Annotated in this window: 10 protein-coding genes; 5 read left to right on the top strand and 5 right to left on the bottom strand. The window is 67.6% G+C overall.

Features of this window, described 5'->3' with window-relative positions:
• Nucleotides 1-394 precede the first annotated feature (394 nt).
• Entirely contained in the window at nt 395-556 is a 162-nt protein-coding gene (locus L2Y94_RS20575; RefSeq protein ID WP_247371745.1) for a hypothetical protein, read from the top strand.
• On the opposite strand, the gene L2Y94_RS20580 is transcribed toward L2Y94_RS20575, so the two are convergent.
• Together L2Y94_RS20580 and L2Y94_RS20585 are read right to left on the bottom strand one after the other, a co-directional pair.
• Nucleotides 553-1,320 (bottom strand): transporter, encoded by a 768-nt coding sequence (locus L2Y94_RS20580; protein ID WP_247371746.1) that lies wholly within the window; start codon nt 1,318-1,320, stop codon nt 553-555. The genes L2Y94_RS20575 and L2Y94_RS20580 overlap by 4 nt on opposite strands.
• A 149-nt stretch (nt 1,321-1,469) precedes the next feature.
• Nucleotides 1,470-3,677 carry a beta-glucosidase family protein gene (locus tag L2Y94_RS20585; protein ID WP_247371748.1) on the bottom strand — a complete coding sequence of 736 codons (2,208 nt, stop codon included), beginning with the start codon at nt 3,675-3,677 and terminating at the stop codon, nt 1,470-1,472.
• A gap of 144 nt (nt 3,678-3,821) precedes the next feature.
• Between L2Y94_RS20585 and L2Y94_RS20590 the strand changes: the two genes are divergently transcribed.
• Nucleotides 3,822-8,108 (top strand): DEAD/DEAH box helicase, encoded by a 4,287-nt coding sequence (locus tag L2Y94_RS20590; RefSeq protein ID WP_247375373.1) that lies wholly within the window; start codon nt 3,822-3,824, stop codon nt 8,106-8,108.
• Nucleotides 8,109-9,016: 908 nt separating this feature from the next.
• On the opposite strand, the gene L2Y94_RS20595 is transcribed toward L2Y94_RS20590, so the two are convergent.
• From L2Y94_RS20595 to glk, 3 genes are all read right to left on the bottom strand, one after another.
• The gene (locus tag L2Y94_RS20595; RefSeq protein ID WP_247371750.1) at nt 9,017-11,278 is read right to left on the bottom strand and encodes a family 20 glycosylhydrolase; all 2,262 of its coding nucleotides are present in this window, start codon (nt 11,276-11,278) and stop codon (nt 9,017-9,019) included.
• Nucleotides 11,279-11,591: 313 nt separating this feature from the next.
• On the bottom strand, nt 11,592-14,324 hold the full coding sequence (locus L2Y94_RS20600) for a TonB-dependent receptor (RefSeq protein WP_247371751.1): 2,733 nt from the start codon (nt 14,322-14,324) through the stop codon (nt 11,592-11,594).
• Between the two features lie 96 nt (nt 14,325-14,420).
• Complete coding sequence (glk, locus tag L2Y94_RS20605) at nt 14,421-15,440, bottom strand: glucokinase (protein ID WP_247371754.1); 1,020 nt, start codon at nt 15,438-15,440, stop codon at nt 14,421-14,423.
• 377 nt (nt 15,441-15,817) lie between these two features.
• Here glk and L2Y94_RS20610 point away from each other — a divergent pair, with 377 nt between their 5' ends.
• The 3 genes from L2Y94_RS20610 to proP all read left to right on the top strand — a co-directional run bounded on the left by L2Y94_RS20610 (nt 15,818) and on the right by proP (nt 19,924).
• Nucleotides 15,818-17,107, top strand: coding sequence for a sugar MFS transporter (locus tag L2Y94_RS20610; protein WP_247371756.1), 1,290 nt, complete (start codon nt 15,818-15,820; stop codon nt 17,105-17,107).
• Between the two features lie 68 nt (nt 17,108-17,175).
• On the top strand, nt 17,176-18,201 hold the full coding sequence (locus tag L2Y94_RS20615; protein WP_247371759.1) for a LacI family DNA-binding transcriptional regulator: 1,026 nt from the start codon (nt 17,176-17,178) through the stop codon (nt 18,199-18,201).
• 235 nt (nt 18,202-18,436) lie between these two features.
• Complete coding sequence (gene proP / locus L2Y94_RS20620; RefSeq protein WP_247375374.1) at nt 18,437-19,924, top strand: glycine betaine/L-proline transporter ProP; 1,488 nt, start codon at nt 18,437-18,439, stop codon at nt 19,922-19,924.
• Nucleotides 19,925-19,984 lie beyond the last annotated feature (60 nt).

Consider the following 19,984-nt stretch of genomic DNA (forward strand, 5'->3'; position numbering starts at 1 on the left):
CGCGACGTGCCCCAGCCGCGGCATCCGTCCCGCCCCGTGACTCGCCGCGTCCCCGCGTGATGTCGATTTTGAGGAATATCTCCTCTTATCGAGCAAAGTTTGCCGATTTTTAAGAATCCTCCTATATCCGTCGGGCACGCGCGTGCGCAAGATATCGTCCGTGCCCCCGCATGGTCTTCCGGCCGCGGGGGCAGCGAATCGCCGATGACCGATCCGACGGCAGGATGCCGTCCGTCCCTAGTGCCAGGATCGATCCCCCCTTCATCGGCGATAACGCCGCGCCGGTTACGCCGGGCCGCGTTATGTGGCTTGCCACTTGACCAAGGGACGGTCGCCATGGCCCTCCGCGTGAGCGCGAGGGCCATGTTTTTGGCGGCTTCCCTATAATCGGTCGATGGGCTGCCTTCCTCTTCCGTTGTTCATGCTGCTGGGTTGCGGCATCGGCTACGCCGTGGGCGCGCGCTCGGGCGCCGTCTGGGGTGCGGGTACCGGGCTCGTGCTCGGCGCCATCCTGACCTTCGTCCTGTTCCGCGCCATGCGTCGCGCGAACCGTTAGGCCTTTTTCCCGAAGAATATCGACAGGCCGAGGCCCGCCCTCACCGACGGGCCATGGCGGCCGACGCGGTGGAGCGCATAGGCATCCAGTTGCACGTGATCGCCGATCGTATAGGCGAGGCCGCCGCCGGCCTGCACCTCGTTGCCGTCCTCGGCGTCGTGAATGGCGTCCATCTCCACGTAGCCCATCCCGTTCTCGCCGAACGTGCGCCCGAAGGTCGGGGCGAGCGTCCAGGTATTCCGGCCCTTCAGGCGATCGAGGTTGGCGTAGAGCGTGTTCTGGTGATCCTTGTCCGGCTTCCACTGCATCGTGCTACCCAGGCTGTACTGGCGTGCACCGTTGCCGAAGTCCTCGTCGCCGTTGGCGAAGGTCACTTCGCCGAGCGCGGCCCAGGTGAAGCTCCCGTCGCCGTCGGTGCCCGAGGGCGCGTATTTCAGCGCCACGCTGCTGTCGCCATGGCCGACCGCGTGGCGGCGCTCGGCGCCGCCACGTTCCTCGAGGCGGTTCCATGCCGAGCCGCCGATCTGGCCTTCCCATGCGCCGCCCAGACCGATGCGGATCAGGCTATCGGCGGTATAGGTCCGGTCGAGCAGGCCGTCCTGGCGTTGGCGTTCGTAGGTAGGCAGGCCCTGTTCGAGCGCGAGCGTGCCGGCGGGGAGCACCGACGTGGCGAAGCCGGCGCCGGGACGGTCGAAGTCGGGCGGGTCCGCGAGTGCGACCGTGGGGAGGGCGGCGAGGGCGACCAGGGCGAGACGTTTTTTCATGCGGTCATTCTTCGCATGAACTGTCGTTTTCGCGTGTAGTGGCGCAAGACGCTGGGCTCCTGCCTTCGCAGGAGCGACGAACTACACCAATAACCTCACGTCGCTCCTGCGAAGGCAGGAGCCCAGCGCCTTGCGTTCGGTCTTCGCGACTACGGCGCCTTCGCCATCGGAAAACTCTCGGGCAGTTCGATCTTCGCCTCTCCTTCGAAATGCACCGCCGTGCGACCGAGCTTCAACGTGTAGCTCCCGGCGCCGATGCGCCAGCGCCGACCCGCGTCGTCCCAGCGCGCGAGCGCCAGCGGTTCCAGCGGGATATCGACGCGACGGCTCGCTCCCGGATCGAGCGTGAGCTTCGTCCAGCCCGCGAGGCGGCGCGTGCCGCCGGACGGACCCGTGACGTAGATCTGCGGCACGTCGGCGGCCGCGACCTTGCCTGTGTTCTTCACGGTGAGGTGGGCGACCGGGCGACCCGACGGATCGGTGTCCACGCTGAAGCCGTCGTAGGCGAAGCTCGCGTAGGTGAGGCCATAGCCGAACGGGAACAGCGGCTCCTTGCCGGTCTTCTCGTACCAGCGGTAGCCGACGTCGGCCCCCTCGATGTTGTAGTCGATACGCTCGGCCGGCGCGCCGCTGGCGGGCAGGCCCGCGCCCTGGATGACCGGCCGGGGCAGCTGCGACTCGTCCTTCGGCCAGCTCAACGGCAGGCGGCCGCCGGGCGACACCTTGCCGTACAGCAGGCGGGCGATGGCGTCGCCGCCGCCCGAGCCCGGGTACCACGCCTGGAGCACGGCGCCGACCTGGTCGAGCCAGGGCATCTTCACCGGGCCGTTGGTTTCCAGCACCACGACCGTGTGCGGATTGGCCTTGGCCACCGCCTCGACCAGCGCGTCCTGCCCGTCGGGCAACGCGAGGTCGGGCGTGTCGAAGGATTCGGCCGCCCATTTGGTCACGAAGACGATCGCCACGTCGGCGGCCGCGGCCGCTTTCGCCGCGGCGACGGGGTCGGTACCCGGATCGAACGTGGCCTTTTCCGCCAGCGGCCGGATGAACGCGAGCGGCGCCGACGGGTGGTATTTCACCGGGCCCGGCCAAGTCGTGGGCTGCAGGCCGGTCACCGGATCGCCGGACAGGTCGGTGACCAGCGACGAGCCGCCGCCGGCCAGCACGCCCTTGTCGGCATGACCGCCGATCACCGCCACCGATTGGCCCTTGCCGGCCAGGGGGAGCAAGCCGGCCTCGTTGCGCAGCAGCACCGCGCCGGCTTCCTCGGTATCGCGAGCCACGTCGCGATCGGCCGCGACGTCGATCTTCCCGACCTTCGGCGGCTCGTCGATCACGCCGTGGGCGAACAGGCTGCGCAGGATGCGGCGGGCCATGTCGTCGAGCCGCTCCCTGGGAAAGCTGCCGTCGGCCAGCGCGGCGCGCAGCGGCTTGTCGAAGAAGACCTCCGCATCGAACGCTTCCGCCGCCGATTCCTGGTCGAGCCCGGCCAGCGCCGCCGTGGCGCCGCTGTGCGCACCGCCCCAGTCGGACATCACGAAGCCGCGAAAACCCCACTCGCCCTTGAGCACGCGGTTGAGCAGCCAGTCATGCTCGCCGGCCCAGGTGCCGTTGACCTTGTTGTACGAGGACATCACCGAACCGGGATCGCCCTTGGCGATGGCCAGCTGGAAGGCCAGCAGGTCGGATTCGCGCATGGCCACCGGATCGAGTTCGGCGCTATGCGAATTGCGGCCGGTCTCCAGGTCGTTGACGGCGAAGTGCTTCACCGTGGCCACGATGCGGCTGTCCTGCACGCCTTTCACCGCCGAACCCACCATGGTGCCCGCGAGTACCGGATCCTCGCCCGCGTATTCGAAGTTGCGGCCGTTGCGCGGATCGCGCGCGATGTTGACGCCACCGACCAGCATCACGCCGAAGCCGCTGTCGCGCGCCTCGCCACCGATCATGCGTCCACCCGCCCGGGCCACGGCGGGATCGAAACTGGCGGCGGTGGACAGCCCGGCGGGCAGCGAGATGCCGCCCTTGCCGGCGTAGGCCGGGCGCGCGACGCCCAGGCCGGCGTCGGTCTCCTGCACCACGGGAAGACCCAGGCGCGGAATCCCCGGCATGTAGCCCGCGCCACCCAGCGCGCCTTCGGGCGGCGTGGCCTCCTTCTCGTTTTCCTTTCTGCCGAATTTGGAGTGGATGAGGGCGAACTTTTCGTCGTCGCTCATCGCCGCCACCACGAGTTCGGCGCGCTTGTCGGCCGACAGCGAGCGGTCCATCCAGGGCCTGTCCGGCGCCGTGGCGGCCGAAGCGGTACCGGCAAGGCCGATGGCGACGGCGAGGGCGGTGGGGCGCAGGATGGAAGGCATGGTCGCGGCTCGATCGGGAAAAGCAGAACCTTGGCGCCGTAACGTTTTTATCGCAACCCTCGAGACGGTGAAGGGTTACCCTCGACGCTTGCCGGGGAGCGTTTCCGCCCCCATCCAAGTGGTTCAATGAATTCACAAAAGTCGATGCCGCTCGCCGCCTTCCATCCCGCCGTGGCCGCCTGGTTCGAGGCCACGTTCCCCGCGCCCACCGAGGCGCAGGTGGCGGCGTGGCCCGCCATCCGCTCGGGACGCGATACGTTGGTGGCCGCGCCGACCGGCTCGGGCAAGACGCTCACCGCCTTCCTGTCCGCGATCGATGCGCTGGTCCGCGAGGGCGTGCGCGACGGTGGGCTTCCCGACCGCACCACCGTGCTCTACGTCTCGCCGTTGAAGGCGCTGTCCAACGACATCCGCATCAACCTCGAGGCGCCCCTGGCCGGCATCCGCGACGAACTGCGCAGGCAGGGCCTGCCCGACGTGGAGATCCGCACCGCCGTGCGCACGGGCGACACGCCCGCGTCCGATCGCGAGCGCATGCGCAAGCGGCCGCCGCACATCCTCGTGACCACGCCCGAATCGCTCTACGTGCTGCTCGGTTCCGCGTCCGGCCGCGCCATGCTCGGCCACGTGCGCGAGGTGATCGTCGACGAGATCCACGCCGTGGCGTCGAGCAAGCGCGGCAGCCACCTCGCGGTGTCGCTCGAACGGCTGGCATCGCTCGCGCCGCGGCGCATCGTACGCATCGGCCTGTCGGCCACGCAGAAGCCCATCGCGAAAGTGGCCGCCTTCCTCACCGGTCGCGAAAGCGCCGACTGCGCGATCGTCGACATCGGCCACGCGCGCCAACGCGACCTCGCGCTCGAGGTGCCGCCCGTGCCGCTGGAAGCGGTGATGTCCAACGACATGTGGGAGCTGGTCTACAACCGCCTCGCCAACCTCGTGGAGCAGCACCGCACCACGCTGGTGTTCGTGAACACGCGGCGCATGGCCGAGCGCGTGGCGCGCCACCTCGCCGACCGCCTCGGCAACGACGCCGTCACCTCGCACCATGGCAGCCTGTCGCGCGAGCAGCGTCTCGACGCGGAGCAACGACTCAAGCACGGCAAGCTGCGCGCACTCGTCGCCACCGCCTCGCTCGAACTGGGCATCGACATCGGCGACGTCGACCTCGTCTGCCAGATCGCCTCGCCCCGCTCCATCGCCGCCTTCCTGCAACGCGCGGGCCGCGCGGGCCACGCCGTGGGCGGCACGCCGAAGGCACGCCTGTTTCCCACCTCGCGCGACGACCTCGTCGAATGCGCGGCCCTGCTCGATTGCGTGCGTCGCGGCGAACTCGACACCCTGATCATTCCGGACGAACCGCTCGACGTGCTCTCGCAGCAGATCGTGGCCGAAGTCTCCTGCCAGGAATGGGACGAAGACGCGCTGTTCGATACGTTCCGTCGCGCGTGGCCCTACCGCGACCTCAAGCGCGACACCTTCGACGAGACCGTCCGCATGCTGGCCGACGGTTTCACCACGCGCGTGGGACCGCGCGGTGCGTACATCCACCGCGACGCGGTGAACCGCCGTCTGCGCGAGCGTCGCGGCGCGCGGCTCGCGGCGGTCACCTCCGGCGGCACCATCCCCGAAACCGGCGACTACGCCGTGCTGCTCGAACCCCAATCGGTCACGGTCGGCACGGTGAACGAGGATTTCGCCGTCGAGAGCAACGCCGGCGACATCTTCCAGCTCGGCAACCGCTCGTATCGCATCATCCGCGTGGAAACCAACCGCGTGCGCGTGGAAGACGCCCAGGGCCAGCCGCCGAACATTCCGTTCTGGCTGGGCGAGGCGCCCGGCCGCACCGACGAACTCTCCGAAGGCGTGTCGCGCCTGCGCCAGCATATCGATGCCTGCCTGGAAAAGGGTGGACGGGACGCCGCGCTCGCCTGGGCGACGGGCGAACTGTCGCTGTCGAAGGCCGCGGCGGAGCAGATCGTCGATTACCTCTTGCGTGCCCGCGCGGCGCTCGGCGCCTTGCCCACCCGCGACACCGTGGTGTTCGAGCGCTTCTTCGACGAATCCGGCGGCAGCCAGCTGATCATCCACACCCCCTTCGGCAGCCGCATCAACAAGGCCTGGGGACTGGCGCTGCGCAAGCGTTTCTGCCGCAAGTTCAACTTCGAACTCCAGGCCGCGGCCACCGAAGACGCCATCGTGCTGTCGCTCTCCACCAGCCACAGTTTTCCGCTGGAGGACGCGGGGCGTTACCTCAACTCGAACACCGCCGAGCACGTGCTCGTGCAGGCGCTGCTCGACGCGCCGCTGTTCGGCGTGCGCTGGCGCTGGAACGCCACCACCTCGCTCGCTTTGCCGCGCTTCACCGGCGGACGGAAGGTCGCCCCGCAGTTGCAGCGCATGAAGGGCGAAGACCTGCTCGCCACGGTCTTCCCCGACCAGGTGGCCTGCGCGGAAAATCTCGTCGGCGAACGCGAGGTACCCGACCATCCGCTGGTCAACCAGACCCTGCGCGACTGCCTGCACGAGGCGATGGATGTCGACGGCCTGCTCGCCTTGCTGCGGCGCATGGAATCGGGCGACATCCGCGTGGTGGCGCGCGATCTCGCCACGCCGTCGCCGCTGGCCGCCGAAATCCTCAACGCCTCGCCGTATGCCTTCCTCGACGATGCGCCGCTGGAAGAGCGGCGCACGCAGGCCGTGCAGTCGCGGCGCTGGAACGACGCGGAAACCGCCGACGACCTCGGCCGCCTCGACGCCGAGGCCATCGACGCGGTGCGCGTGGAGGCGTGGCCCGACGCGCGCAACGTCGACGAGATGCACGAGGCGCTGATGCTGCTCGGTGCGGTCACGCCCGGCGAAGCGCGCGACAACGCAGGCTGGGCGACGCTGCTCGGTGCGCTCGCCAAGGATGCCCGCGCCACCTTGCTCACCCACGCGGGTACCGCGCTGTGGGTCGCCGCCGAACGCCTGCCCGCCTGGCAGGCCATCCACGACGGCCCGTCGATGCAGCCGGCCATCGCGGCACCCGCCGAATACGCCGCGCAGGCGTGGACGCGCGAAAGCGCGCTGGTGGACGTGGTGCGCGGCCGACTCGGCGGCCTGGGCCCGGTGCCGGCCCAGGCGCTGGTCGACTCGCTCGGCGTCGATTCGCTCGACATCGAACTCGCGCTGGTGGCGCTGGAGGCCGAGGGTTACGTGATGCGCGGCCCGTTCACGCCCGGCACCACCGAGGTGGAATGGTGCGAGCGCCATCTTCTCGCACGTATCCACCGTTACACCATCGGCCGGTTGCGTCGCGAGATCGAACCGGTGGCGCCGCGCGATTTCCTCCGCTTCCTGCTGGACTGGCAGCACGTCACGCGCGGCACGCAGGTGTCCGGGCCCGACGCGCTCGCCGGCGTGATCGCCCAACTCGAAGGATTCGAGGCGGCGGCGGGCGCGTGGGAATCGGAACTGCTCCCTTCGCGCGTGTCGGACTACGGCATCGGCTGGCTCGACGATCTCTGCCGCGCGGGCCGCGTCGTCTGGAGCCGCCTGCGACCGGGCACGGGTACGGGTGGCCCGGTGCGGGCCACGCCCATCGTGTTGTTGCCGCGCAGGCAGTTGCCCGTGTGGTCGTCGGTGGCGCCGGCCGCTTCCGACGAGGTGAAGCTGTCGTCGCGTGCCCAGGCGGTGGCCGACACGCTGCGCGACGAAGGCGCGCTGTTCTTCGACGAACTGGCGACCGCCACGCGTCTGCTGCGCACCGAACTGGAAGACGCGCTCGGCGAGCTCGTCGCCGCCGGCCGCGCCACGGCCGACAGCTTCGCGGGATTGCGCGCCCTGTTGTTGCCTGCGTCCAAGCGTGGCAACGGTCGGCACCGTCGCACGCAACGCCACATGCTCAACGGCATCGAGGACGCGGGCCGCTGGTCGCTCGCCCGCCGGCCACGTGAAGACCGCAACGACGCCGATGCGCTGGAACACGTCGCACGCACGCTGCTGCGCCGTTACGGCGTGGTGAGCTGGCGCATCCTCGAGCGCGAGGCCGCCTGGCTACCCGCGTGGCGCGACCTGCGTCGCGTGTATCACCGCCTGGAGGCGCGCGGCGAGATCCGCGGCGGGCGTTTCGTCGACGGCCTGGTCGGCGAGCAGTTCGCCCTGCCCGAAGCGCTCGCGGCGCTTCGGCAGATCCGTCATCGCGAGCACGACGGCGAGATCGTCTGCATCACGGGCACCGATCCGCTCAACCTCGTCGGCAGCATCGTGGTCGGCTCGAAGGTACCGGCCACGATCGGCACGCGCATCGCCATCCGCGACGGCATGCCGCTGGGCGCGATGGTGGCGGGAAAGTTCGTGACGATGATGGCGCTGGACGCGGAGGAGGAGAGGGCGGTGCTGGGGGCACTGCAGCGTCGGGCGGATATGCGGACGCCGGTTTACCGATAGCGTCCTGCGTCGTCGCTTCGTCTGCTTTCGCCGATACGATCGGCTCCCACCCTTCGGTAGGCATCTCGTCGAAATCATGCCATCGATGGGCCCACTCCTTCGGGCAGCCATCTCGTCGAGACCTTGCTACCGAAGGGGGAGGAGCCGATTCGCCGATACGATCGGCTCCCACCCTTCGGTAGGCATCTCGTCGAAATCATGCCGCCGATGGGCCCACTCCTTCGGGCAGCCATCTCGTCGAGACCTTGCTACCGAAGGGGGAGGAGCCGATTCGCCGATACGATCGGCTCCCACCCTTCGGTAGGCATCTCGTCGAAATCATGCCATCGATGGGCCCACTCCTTCGGGCAACCATCTCGTCGAGACCTTGCTACCGAAGGGGGGGAGGAGCCGATTCGCCGATACGATCGGCTCCCACCCTTCGGTAGGCATCTCGTCGAAATCATGCCGCCGATGGGCCCACTCCTTCGGGCAGCCATCTCGTCGAGGCCTTGCTACCGAAGGGGGGAGGAGCCGATTCGCCGATACGATCGGCTCCCACCCTTCGGTAGGCATCTCGTCGAAATCATGCCACCGATGGGCCCACTCCTTCGGGCAGCCATCTCGTCGAGACCTTGCTACCGAAGGGGGGAGGAGCCGATTCGCCGATACGATCGGCTCCCACCCTTCGGTAGGCATCTCGTCGAAATCATGCCATCGATGGGCCCACTCCTTCGGGCAGCCATCTCGTCGAGACCTTGCTACCGAAGGGGGGAGGAGCCGATTCGCCGATACGATCGGCTCCCACCCTTCGGTAGGCATCTCGTCGAAATCATGCCGCCGATGGGCCCACTCCTTCGGGCAGCCATCTCGTCGAGGCCTTGCTACCGAAGGGGTGGGAGCCGATCGTATCGGCGAATCGGGCCACCTCAGCGCAACTGGATATCCGCGATCACCCACATCTTCGGCCCCGGCTTGCCGGTGATCACGAAGCACAGGTCGTGCGTGCCCTCGCGCTTGGGCAACACGCCCTGCAACGTGGCACGCCCGTCCTTGGCCTTGGACAGGTCGATGGTGCTCAGCTTGGGGCCGTCGCAGGTGTCCTGGTGGATCTCGATCTCGCCCGCGCGCGAACGCGACTTGCGCGACACGACGTTCTTGGCGGCCTTCCACAGCGCGTAGTTGTAGGGGAGGCGATCGACGCTGATCGTCGCGCCGTAGCGGCCGTCCAGCGGCACGCTCTTCCAGATCCAGCAGGTGTTCATGATGTCGGCCTTGTAGATCGGCCGCACGCCGTCGACCATCTCCGGCGCCTCGATGCGCAACGGAAGATCGTCGGTGCAGGTATCCAGTTGCACGCTCGTGCGATGCAGCAGCGACTTCGCGTCGATCGCTTCCTCGCGCACGCCGGCCAGCCCGAAGCCGCCTTCGAACGTATTGGCCTTGACGGTAGTGGGCAGGCTCACGTCGAACGGGGCGGTATAGGCCTCCGATTGCGGCGTCGGCGTGGTCCCGTCGGTGGTGTAACGCACCGTGCCGTAGCCGGTCTGGCTGGACAGCGTGACGCGCGCGCCGTCCTTGCCCGCGGGAGCCACGGAGATCGCGACGGCGAAAGCGCTGTCGGCGGGGATGATCCCGGCCGAGCGATAGCGCGCCATCTGCACGGGCAGGCGCGCAAGGAAGCCGTTCCAGTCGGCGCGCGACGACCAGGTGCGCTCGGCGAAAGCGGCCATGCGCGGGAACGTCGCATGCTGGATGCGGTACCAGTCGTGCATGTGCTCGGTGAACAGCGTCGCCTCGGCGCCCAGCACGTGCTCGGCCTTGTCGGCGCCGATCCCCGGCACCATGGGGTCGAAGTCGTAGAGCGTCTTCAGCGTCTCGTCCGAGGGACGGCCCGGCGGCTCGTCGGGAAGGCTGGACTGCACGCGGTCGAGATACAGGACGGGCGAGGGCGCCAGCACCACGTCGTGGCCGGCGTTGGCGGCCTTGATCGCGCCCTCGGTACCGCGCCAGGACATCACCGTGGCGCTCGCCGGCACCTTTCCGTCGAGGATCTCGTCCCAGCCGATCAGGCGACGGCCATGCTTGTCGAGGTAATCGCCGATGCGGGCGATGAACCAGCCCTGCATTTTTTCCTCGTCGTCGATGCCCAGCGTCTTCATGCGCGCCTGCACCGCCTTGGAGCGCTCCCATTCGTCCTTCGCGGCCTCGTCGCCGCCGACGTGGATGTACGAGGAGGGGAAGATCTCCATCACCTCGTCGAGCACGTCCTGGAGGAACACGAACGTGGCGTCGTCGGTGTTGAACAGGGCCGTGTTGACGCCCCAGTCGGACGACACCTTCTTGGGTTTGCCCGTGCCGTACTGCGGATAGGCGGCCACGGCGGCCTGCGCATGCCCCGGCATCTCGATCTCGGGCACCACGGTGATGTGCCGCTCGGCGGCATAGGCCACGATCTGCTTCGCGTCGTCCTTGGTGTAGAAGCCGCAGTAGCTGTCGCCGCCGGCCGTGTCCGATCCCACCGCCTTGCGGCACGAACCCACCTCGGTGAGCTTGGGATACTTGTCGATCTTCAGGCGCCAGCCCTGGTCGTCGGTGAGATGCCAGTGGAAGGTGTTGAGCTTGTGCATCGCCATCTGGTCGATCAGGTGCTCGATGTCGTGCACCGACTGGAAGTGGCGGCTGGAATCGAGCATCAGGCCACGCCAGGCGAAGCGCGGCGCGTCGACGATGTGCACGCCCGGCACGCCGTTCTGCGAAGCGGGATCGGTCAGCAGCTGCCAGTAGGTGACCGCGCCGTAGAACAGGCCGGTCTCGTCGTTGGCGGCGATGCGCACGCCCTTGGCGTCCACGTCGAGCGCGTAGGCCTCGTGGCCCTTGACGGTGGATTGCGTCACCAGCGAGATGCCCCCGCCGGGCTTGCCCTCGACGATGGGCGGTGCGAAACCGCGGGCCAGGCGAATCCAGCCCTGCAACTGTCCGGCCACGCGTTTCGCCGCCGTGTCGCCCGGGGCCACCACGATGGGCGTCTTCGCGTCGATGCGGAAGTGGCCGGGCGTGCGCGTGAGTTGCGCGGGCATGGGAATCAACGAGAGCGGCGTCGTGTCGACGGGGCCACCGGCTTGCTTCGGCGCCTGGGTGGCGCAGGCGGACAGGCCCAGGACGAGGGCGGCGAGGAGGATACGGCGCATCGGGATTCCCTGTGTTTCGAAACCTTGAACGTGAAACGTAAGGGGTGGCTCGTGGATCGTAAAGTGCCTTGGTGACGGTGGGTGTCGCGAAAAGCAGGCGGAAGACGCTGGGTTCCGGCCTTCGCAGGAACGGCATGAGGTTTGCCGAGACGGTTCTTACCCTCCCACGTCGTCCCCGCGAAGGCCGGAATCCAGCGTCTTCTTTCCGTCCGCCGCAAAAAAAACGGGCCCGGAAAGCACATCGCCGGGCCCGAGGGGAATGAAGCTTCGAGGGGTGTCGCGGCCTTCCGTGGCCGCGTATCCATGACGCTCGTCAGAGGTCGAAATGCACCGAGGCCATGTAGCGACGGCCGGTGGTGTACCTGGCGACCGGCAACGACTTGGTGCCGATGTACTGCTTGTATTCCTCGTTGGTCAGGTTCATGCCCGCGAGGGTGAACGAGACCTTGTCGTTGAGCTTGTAACCCAACGTGGCGCCGAGATCGGCGTAGTCCTCGGTGGTGGCCGGCGGCGCACCGGCGACGTAGCCGCCCGCCAGGTACTTGCTGCGCCAGTTGTACGTGATGCGTGCGCTGAAGGCGCCCATTTCGTAGTACGGGCTGAGCGAGTAGGCGTTCTTCGAGTTGTACGGCAGCGCGCCGCCCGCATCGAGGGTGCCCTTGGCATAGGTGTAGTTGGCGGTCACGCCGAAGCCGGTCTCGCCGAACGCCTGCTGGTAGCTGAGGCTGCCGCCCCTGATCTTGCCCGAGCCGACGTTTTCCGGACGGCTCACGTCGTAGGTGCAGAAGCCGTCGGCCGTGCACAGGCCCGCGGCGAGCTGCGAGGCGAACGTTGCCGGATCGGTCGAGGTGGCGGAGTTGAAGTGGCGCTCCTGGACCACGTCCTGGAACACGTAGTCGTCGACCTTCTTGTAGAAGCCGGTGAGGGCCAGGTACGACTGCGGCGCGAAGTACCACTCGGCGGACAGCGAGAAGTTCTTCGACTTGTACGGCTTGATGTTGGCGTTGCCGCCCGCGCCGGTGAGCACGGTGTCGTTGAGGAACAGGTTGTTCACCTGCAGGTTGTAAGGCGCGCGGGCGATCACCTTGGCCGCGGCGAAGCGCAGCACCACGTCCTCGGCGAGATCGTAGGCGACGTTCAACGACGGCAGCCAGTTCTTCGTGGTCTGCGAAGCCTTCACGTACGTACCCGCCGGCGCCGGCAGCACGGGCGCGCCGAGGTAGTTGTAGCCGTAGCCGTCGGTCTTGGTGTCGACGTAGCGGATACCCACGTTGCCGTGGAAATCGCCGCCGGCGAAGTTCGCCTGGGCGTAGGCCGCGTTGGTCTTCTCGATGATCTTGAACGTGCCGTTGAGGAACGTGCCCGGATCCTCGTTGCCGCCGTTGGTGCTGCGCACCCAGGCGTACTGCGCATCCGGGTCGGGCATGATGTGGCTGGCCGCACCGTCCCACAGGCCGACGCCGCTGAGGTTCGTGTAGCCCGAGGTACCCAGGTCGGCGAGCGAGATGGGTGCGTTGGGGCCGTACACGTGGGCGTTCATCGCCTCCTCGTGGCGATTCCAGCGGTAACCCACCTGGATTTCGTTGAAGAAGCTGTCGAAGTTCTTGCTGAAGTCGAGCTGGCCGTACGTATCGCGCGAATGGGCGTCGTAGTCGCCGTAGTTGCCCGGCCAGCCGCCGAGGCCCGGGGCGTCGCCCATGTGCCAGTTGGCCGGATTGCGCGCGGCCGCCGGGCTGTCGAAGTTGAAGCCGTGGTTGATGTCCCAGGTATAGCCGCCGCCGTAGACCGGCTCCATCACCGCCTGGGAGATGTCGTTGTTCACCGCCTTGCTGTAACCGGCCGCGCCGCCGAGGGTCCAGCTGTCGCCGCGATAGGTGGACTTCACGTCGAATGCCGAAGTGCGCACCACCGACTTGCGGATGTTGCTGTCGAAGGTGCCCTGGGCGATGGCCGGGCAGCCCACGTTATCGTTGCCGCAGACGTGGCCGCCGGTGATGACGCCGTTCGGACCCGGGGTGAAGCTGGTGATGTTGCCCAGCGTGCCGGACGAGCCGGTGAACGGGTAGAGCGACTGGTTCCAGTTGTCGAAGTTTTCGCGGATGAACAGCGAGTTGACGTCGATGTCCCAGTTATCGGTCGGTCGGACCTGGAAACCGAGCGTGGCGGTGTCGCGCTTGCGCTTCTGCTGGAAGTACGCCGCATTGACTTCGTCGGGTACCTTGGCATTCGGGTCCAGCGTGCCGTTGGCGATGCCGTCGGCGACGTACGGGCTGGCCGCCCACTTCGATACGGGGCTGTAGCTGAAGATTTCCAGGCCACGGCGATCGATCTTCTCTTCGTAATGCTGCAACGAAGCGATCATGCCGAAGGTGTTGGAGGTGTTCTTCCAGCTGTACAGCACCGAGCCGGACGGACGGCTTCCGTTGCTGGCCTGGTCGTTGTAGTTCAGGCCGAAGCTGCCGCGGATGGTGTTGGCCGGCAGGTCGAGCGGCTGCAGCGTATGCAGCATCACCGTGCCGCCGAGGCTACCCTCGGGCAGGCGCGCTTCGGGCGACTTGAACACTTCCAGGCGACCGATGATTTCCGGCGCGAGCATGGTGAAGTCGAAGCCGCGATTGGGCTGCGCACCGTACTGCCACGGCGTCTGCGAGATCGGCTGGCCGTTGAGGAAGGTGAGGTTGAGGCTGGGATCGGTACCGTCGATCGATACGCGGTCGCCCTGGCCGAACTGGCGATCGATCACGACGCCGGGAATCTGCGTCATGGCCTCGGCCACGTTGGTGTTGGGGAACTTGCCGATGTCCTCGGCGGTGACCGCTTCGACCACCGCGTCGGCGTTGCGCTTGGTGTCGAGCGACTTCTCCAGGCTGGCGCGGATGCCCGTGACCGTCACGCCCTCGAGCTGGGCGGCCTTGGCGGCATCGGCTTTTTCCTGGGCGGTCTGGGTATGGGCGGGCTGCGTCGTGTCCTGCGCGACGGCCGTTCCGGCGATACAACACAATCCGGCGATGATGCTCGCCGTGAGCAGGTTCCTGCGATGCGACATGGTGTCCTCCCCTCAGAGGATGAATGTTTTGCGATCGATGGGGCCTCGCGGCCCCGGCTTCCTAACTTGACGCGTGACGCGTTCCTTTCCCGCTCTTCAATGAGCGGTCGAACCGTGCAGGTAGAGACCGGCGGCACCGATCACACCCAACTGTCCGTGGTCCATCAGACGTACCGGCACTTGCTGTAGAAAGGCGCGCATGACGCCCTTGTTGAAAAACCTGTTGGCGAAGCTGCTGGCGAGCAGGCGGTCGCGTACCTGCGGCAGGATGCCGCCGGCGAGGTACACGCCGCCGCGGGCACCGTAGAGCAGGGCGAGGTCGCCCACGAAACTGCCGAGCAGCCCGCAGAAGACGTCCAGCGCCTCGACCGCGGCGGGATCGCTCCCGTCCAGCGCGGCGCGCGTCACGTCCGAAGGCTCGGCCAGCGTCGCGGTCGTGCCGCGCAGCGTCGAGATGGCCCGGTAGAGATTGACGAGGCCGGGGCCCGAAAGCGCCGCCTCGTACGACACGTAGTCGCGACCGCGGGCGAGTTCGCGAAGGATCGCCATCTCGCGCTCGTTGCCCGGCGCGAGCGAGATCTGTCCCGCCTCGGTGGGCAACACGGTGGCGTGCGGCGAACCCGGCAACAGCACGGCGGAACCCAGTCCGGTGCCCGGCCCCATCACCAGCACCGGGCCCGTCGCCGGGGCGACGCTGGTGGGGATGATAGGCTGGGTTTCGTGGGTCTGCAGGAACTGGCAGGCGTAGGCGACGGCCTCGAAATCGTTGACCACGGCGAGGCCGGCGAGGCCGAGCGCGTCGCGGATGTCACCGATGGAGACAGACCACGGCAGGTTCTCGTTCACCACGGCATCGCCGAGCACGTAACCGGCGGACGCCACGGCGCAATGCTTCACCGCGGCCTGGCCGTCGAGATGCGTCACGAAGTCCTGCAGCACGGCGGTGAGGCTCGGCCAGTCGGCGCAGGCATAGCGTTCGTAGCGCAACACCTCGATGCCGTCGCCGGCACGGCGCACGAGACCGATGCGGGCATGCGTTCCGCCCACGTCGGCGGCGAGGAACGCCTCCGCCTGGGACGCACGCACGATCTCCCGCTGCTTGGCCGATTCGCCCACTCGATGCTCCCCGATGATCGCCCTGACGTCGTCACGGTGAAAGTTCCATGACGGCTCGATTCGAGCGGAGTCTGGAAGCCGGATGACAACGTTGTCAATGGGACAAAAGGACAAGACACGCGAATTTCCGTCATGCGGCGCAATAGCACTCATGCATGTGGTTTCAACGACTTGGGGAAAACGCCCCAGTTAGATCGTGATTATTCGCGGAGGCTCGCCATGCTGCGTTGCACCATCGAAAGTCCGGGAGGCCACGCCCCGTCCATGGGGGAGCAAGCATTCGCATTGACAACGTTGCGCGCACGAGTCAATAAAGGGACAAATCGCCGCGCGCCCGACCGTTCCGGCACGCCACGCACAACCACCGGGGAGCACCCATGTCGTCCACTTCGGCCGCCGTCGACCAGACGCGCCCATCCAGTCTGGTTCCGATGATCATCATCGGCGTCCTCTTCTTCATCTTCGGCTTCGTGACCTGGCTCAACGGCCCGCTGATCACCTTCGTGAAGCTGGCCTTCAACCTGGACGACGTCAACGCCTTCCTCGTGCCGATGGCGTTCTACCTCTCGTACTTCTTCCTCGCCCTGCCTTCGTCGTTCATCCTCAAGAAAACCGGCATGAAGAAAGGCATGGGCTTGGGCCTGTTCGTGATGGCCATCGGCGCGGTGATGTTCGGCCAGTTCGTGACCATGCGCGTGTACCCGGGGGCCCTCGTCGGCCTGTTCGTGATCGGCGCGGGGCTTTCGCTGCTGCAGACGGCATCGAACCCGTATATCTCGATCCTCGGCCCCATCGAGAGCGGGGCGCAGCGCATCGCCTTCATGGGCATCTGCAACAAGCTCGCCGGCGCGGCCGCGCCGTTCGTGTTCAGCGCGGTGGTGATGAGCAACATCCGCACGTTCGGCGACCAGGTGGCCGCCACCACCGACCCGGTGCAGAAGGATGCCCTGCTCGCCGCCTTCGCCGCCAAGGTGCACATGCCGTACATGGTGATGGCCGGCCTGCTGGTGGTGCTGGCGATCTGGGTGGTGCGGTCGTCGCTGCCGGAGATCAAGCCGTCGAGCGACAACTCCGAGCGCGCCATCGGCCACGCGAAAGGCAGCCTCCTGAGCTTTCCGCACCTGTGGCTGGGCGTGCTCTGCCTGTTCGTCTACGTGGGCGTGGAAGTCATGGCGGGCGACGCCATCGGCACCTATGGCCAGGGCTTCGGCATGAACCCCGCCGACACGCAGCACTTCACCTCGTTCACCCTCATCGCAATGCTGGTCGGCTACGTGGCTGGCCTGGTGCTGATTCCCAGGTTCGTCTCCCAGCAGCGTTACCTGGCGTTCTCGGCGATCCTCGGCGTGGCGCTGTCGATCGGCACCTACCTGACCAGCGGCTACGTCTCGGTCGGACTGGTCGCGGCGCTGGGGTTCGCCAACGCCATGATGTGGCCGGCGATCTTCCCGCTGGCCATCAAGGGCCTGGGCCGGCTCACCGAGTTCGGGTCGGCCTTCCTCATCATGGGCATCGCCGGCGGCGCGATCATCCCGGTGATCTTCGCCCACCTGAAGCAGACCCACGATTTCCAGGCCGTGTTCCTCTGCATCATGGTGCCCTGCTACCTCTACATCCTGTACTACGGCGCGGCGGGCCACCGCGTCGGGCAACACGTCAGGGACTGACGCACATATATCTTCGCCAGGAGACGGCCGTCCATTAGGATGGCCGTCTTGCCATAGAGGGTCGTAGATTGCGCAGCCCCACCATCAAGGACGTCGCCGAACGCGCGGGCGTCTCGCTGAAGACGGTATCCCGCGTCATCAACCACGAGCCGTCCGTGCACGCGCGCACCCGCGACAAGGTGCAGCGCGCGATCGAGGCGCTCGACTACCAGCCGGACCAGGCGGCGCGCAGCCTGCGCAGTTCGCGTACCTACGCCCTCGGCCTGGTCTACGACAACCCCAACGCGCACTACGTCATCGCCATGCAGAACGGCGTGCTGTCGGTGTGCCGGGAGCGCGGCTTCGGCCTGCAGATCCATCCCTGCGACTCCTCGGCGCCCCGGCTTGCCGAGCAGCTGGGCGACCTGGTCCGGCGCAACCGGCTGGCCGGCCTGGTGCTGTGCCCGCCGATGTCCGAGCAACCCGCGCTGCTGGCCGCGCTCACCGAGCAGAAGGTGCCCTTCGTGCGGATCATCTCCGCGCGGCAGGATCCGAAGGACGGCTGGCCCTGCGTGTTCGTCGACGACCGCGACGCGGCCTACGCCATCACCGAACACCTCATCCAGCTCGGCCACCATCGCATCGGTTTCCTCTGGGGTGGCAAGGATCACCGCTCGAGCCCCGAGCGTTACCAGGGCTACGAAGACGCGCTGCGCGAATACGGCCTGCCGGTGGACAAGAAGCTCGTGGTGGAAGGCGACTATTCCTTCGACGACGGCTTCCGCGGCGCCCGCAAGCTACTGGCCCTGAAGGAGCCGCCCACCGCGATTTTCGGCTCCAACGACGAGATCGCCGCCGGCGTGCTCGCCGCCGCGCGCTCGGGTGGCGTCGACGTGCCCTGGGAGCTGTCCATCGCCGGTTTCGAGGACAGCCCGTTCTCCAAGCAGTCGTGGCCCGCGCTCACCACCGCCCGGCAGAACACCGAGGAAATCGGGCGCCACGCGGCGCAGCGGCTCATCGCCGAACTCGACCGCGACGAAGGGCACGTGATCGACAACGAGGGTTTCAGCCCCGAGCTCGTGGTCCGCGGCTCGACCGCACCCCGCAGGCTCTGACGCCGGCACCCGGCCGACCGGCCGGGTGAGCGCCACGCTCTCTTAACACCTTATTTGTTAAATTCCCCGGGTTGTCTCCGCCGCGTCGCATGTCGACGCCCCCCGCGGAACATCCTCGCGAGTCTTCCGACCGCGCCAGGCGACGCCTTCGACGCGTTGCGCATCCCTATCCCAGGACGGTCCTTCCGGCCACGCCGGCGCGTGCCCGTCCGTGCGAACAGGAGCACCGATGGGAATGCCGGAATACACCGGGAACGATGCCCACTTCGGTTGGTTCACCCGCCGCCGCGCGAACCTGAAGCCCGACGACCTCACCATCGTCGACGAACCCATGCTGAGGCGAGCCGTCGGCGCCGCTGCGCTGGGCAACGCGATGGAGTGGTTCGACTTCGGGGTGTACGGCTATCTCGCCGTCACGCTCGGCCACGTGTTCTTCCCGGGCAACAGCCCCACGGCGCAGGTGATCGCCACCTTCGCCACCTTTACCGTCGCGTTTCTCGTGCGTCCGCTGGGTGGCCTCGTGTTCGGCCCGCTCGGCGATCGTTTCGGGCGCCAGCGCGTGCTCGCCGCCACGATGATCATGATGGCGCTGGGTACCTTCGCCATCGGCCTCATCCCCTCGTACGAACGCATCGGCCTATGGGCACCCGCGCTGCTGTTGCTCGCCCGCCTGCTGCAGGGCTTCTCCACCGGCGGGGAATACGGCGGCGCCGCGACCTTCATCGCCGAATATTCCACCGACGCGCGACGAGGACAGATGGGGAGCTGGCTGGAGTTCGGCACGCTCGGCGGCTACATCGCCGGCGCGGGCGTGGTGACCGCGCTGACTTCGCTGCTGGATGCGCGCGCCATGCTCGACTGGGGCTGGCGGATCCCCTTCCTCGTCGCCGGTCCGTTGGGACTGCTGGGCCTGTACATGCGGATGAAGCTGGAGGAAACCCCGGCATTCAAGGCGCACGCGGAAGCGATGGAGGGGCAGGGCGACATGCCGAGCGTCGGCCTCCGGGAGCTGGTCGCCGTGCATGGGCCGCAACTGCTCAAGTGCATCGGCCTCGTGCTCGTGTTCAACGTCACCGACTACATGCTGCTCACCTACATGCCGAGCTATCTCACGGTGACGCTGGGTTACGGCGAGGCGAAGGGACTGCTGCTGATCCTCATCGTCATGCTGGTGATGATGCCGCTCAACGTGATCGGCGGACACTTCAGCGACCGGTTCGGACGCAAGCCGATGATCGTCGGTGCCTGCGTGGCGATGTTCGCGCTCGCGATCCCATGCATGCTCCTGTTGGGTACCGGCAGCGACGTGCTCATCTTCGCCGGCCTCATGCTGCTCGGCGTCGCGCTGGTCTGCTTCACGAGCACCATGCCGTCCACGCTGCCCGCGCTGTTCTACACGCCCGTGCGCTACAGCGCGCTATCCATCGCGTTCAATCTGTCGGTGTCGTTGTTCGGCGGTACCACCCCGTTGCTCACCGCCTGGCTGGTGGAGCGCACGGGCGATCCCCTCGTGCCGGCGTACTACCTGATGGCGGCGGCCGTGGTCGGCATGGTGACGATGGCATTCGTCACCGAAACGGCCGGCCTGCCGCTGCGCGGTTCGCCGCCCGCGGTGGCCGATCATGCCGAGGCGCGCGAATGGCTCGAGGGCGACGCGCCGCTCACCGTCGACGCCGAACTCCCTTCACCGGCGAATCAGCAGGCCGCCGTAAACGCGGGATAGTCGATTCCCGTCCAGTGTCCGCACCGGCGTGTCCGCGGACACTCGCGATGCGCCACGCGC

The organism is Luteibacter aegosomatis, from assembly GCF_023078455.1.
Taxonomy (GTDB): domain Bacteria; phylum Pseudomonadota; class Gammaproteobacteria; order Xanthomonadales; family Rhodanobacteraceae; genus Luteibacter; species Luteibacter aegosomatis.

What these genes read in the sequence shown, in the direction of transcription:
- L2Y94_RS20580 (WP_247371746.1), bottom strand. Translation starts at nt 1,320, where the DNA reads ATGAAAAAACGTCTCGCCCTGGTCGCCCTCGCCGCCCTCCCCACGGTC.
- L2Y94_RS20590 (WP_247375373.1), top strand. Translation starts at nt 3,822, where the DNA reads ATGCCGCTCGCCGCCTTCCATCCCGCCGTGGCCGCCTGGTTCGAGGCC.
- proP (WP_247375374.1), top strand. Translation starts at nt 18,437, where the DNA reads ATGCCGGAATACACCGGGAACGATGCCCACTTCGGTTGGTTCACCCGC.
- L2Y94_RS20595 (WP_247371750.1), bottom strand. Translation starts at nt 11,278, where the DNA reads ATGCGCCGTATCCTCCTCGCCGCCCTCGTCCTGGGCCTGTCCGCCTGC.
- L2Y94_RS20575 (WP_247371745.1), top strand. Translation starts at nt 395, where the DNA reads ATGGGCTGCCTTCCTCTTCCGTTGTTCATGCTGCTGGGTTGCGGCATC.
- L2Y94_RS20600 (WP_247371751.1), bottom strand. Translation starts at nt 14,324, where the DNA reads ATGTCGCATCGCAGGAACCTGCTCACGGCGAGCATCATCGCCGGATTG.
- L2Y94_RS20585 (WP_247371748.1), bottom strand. Translation starts at nt 3,677, where the DNA reads ATGCCTTCCATCCTGCGCCCCACCGCCCTCGCCGTCGCCATCGGCCTT.
- L2Y94_RS20610 (WP_247371756.1), top strand. Translation starts at nt 15,818, where the DNA reads ATGTCGTCCACTTCGGCCGCCGTCGACCAGACGCGCCCATCCAGTCTG.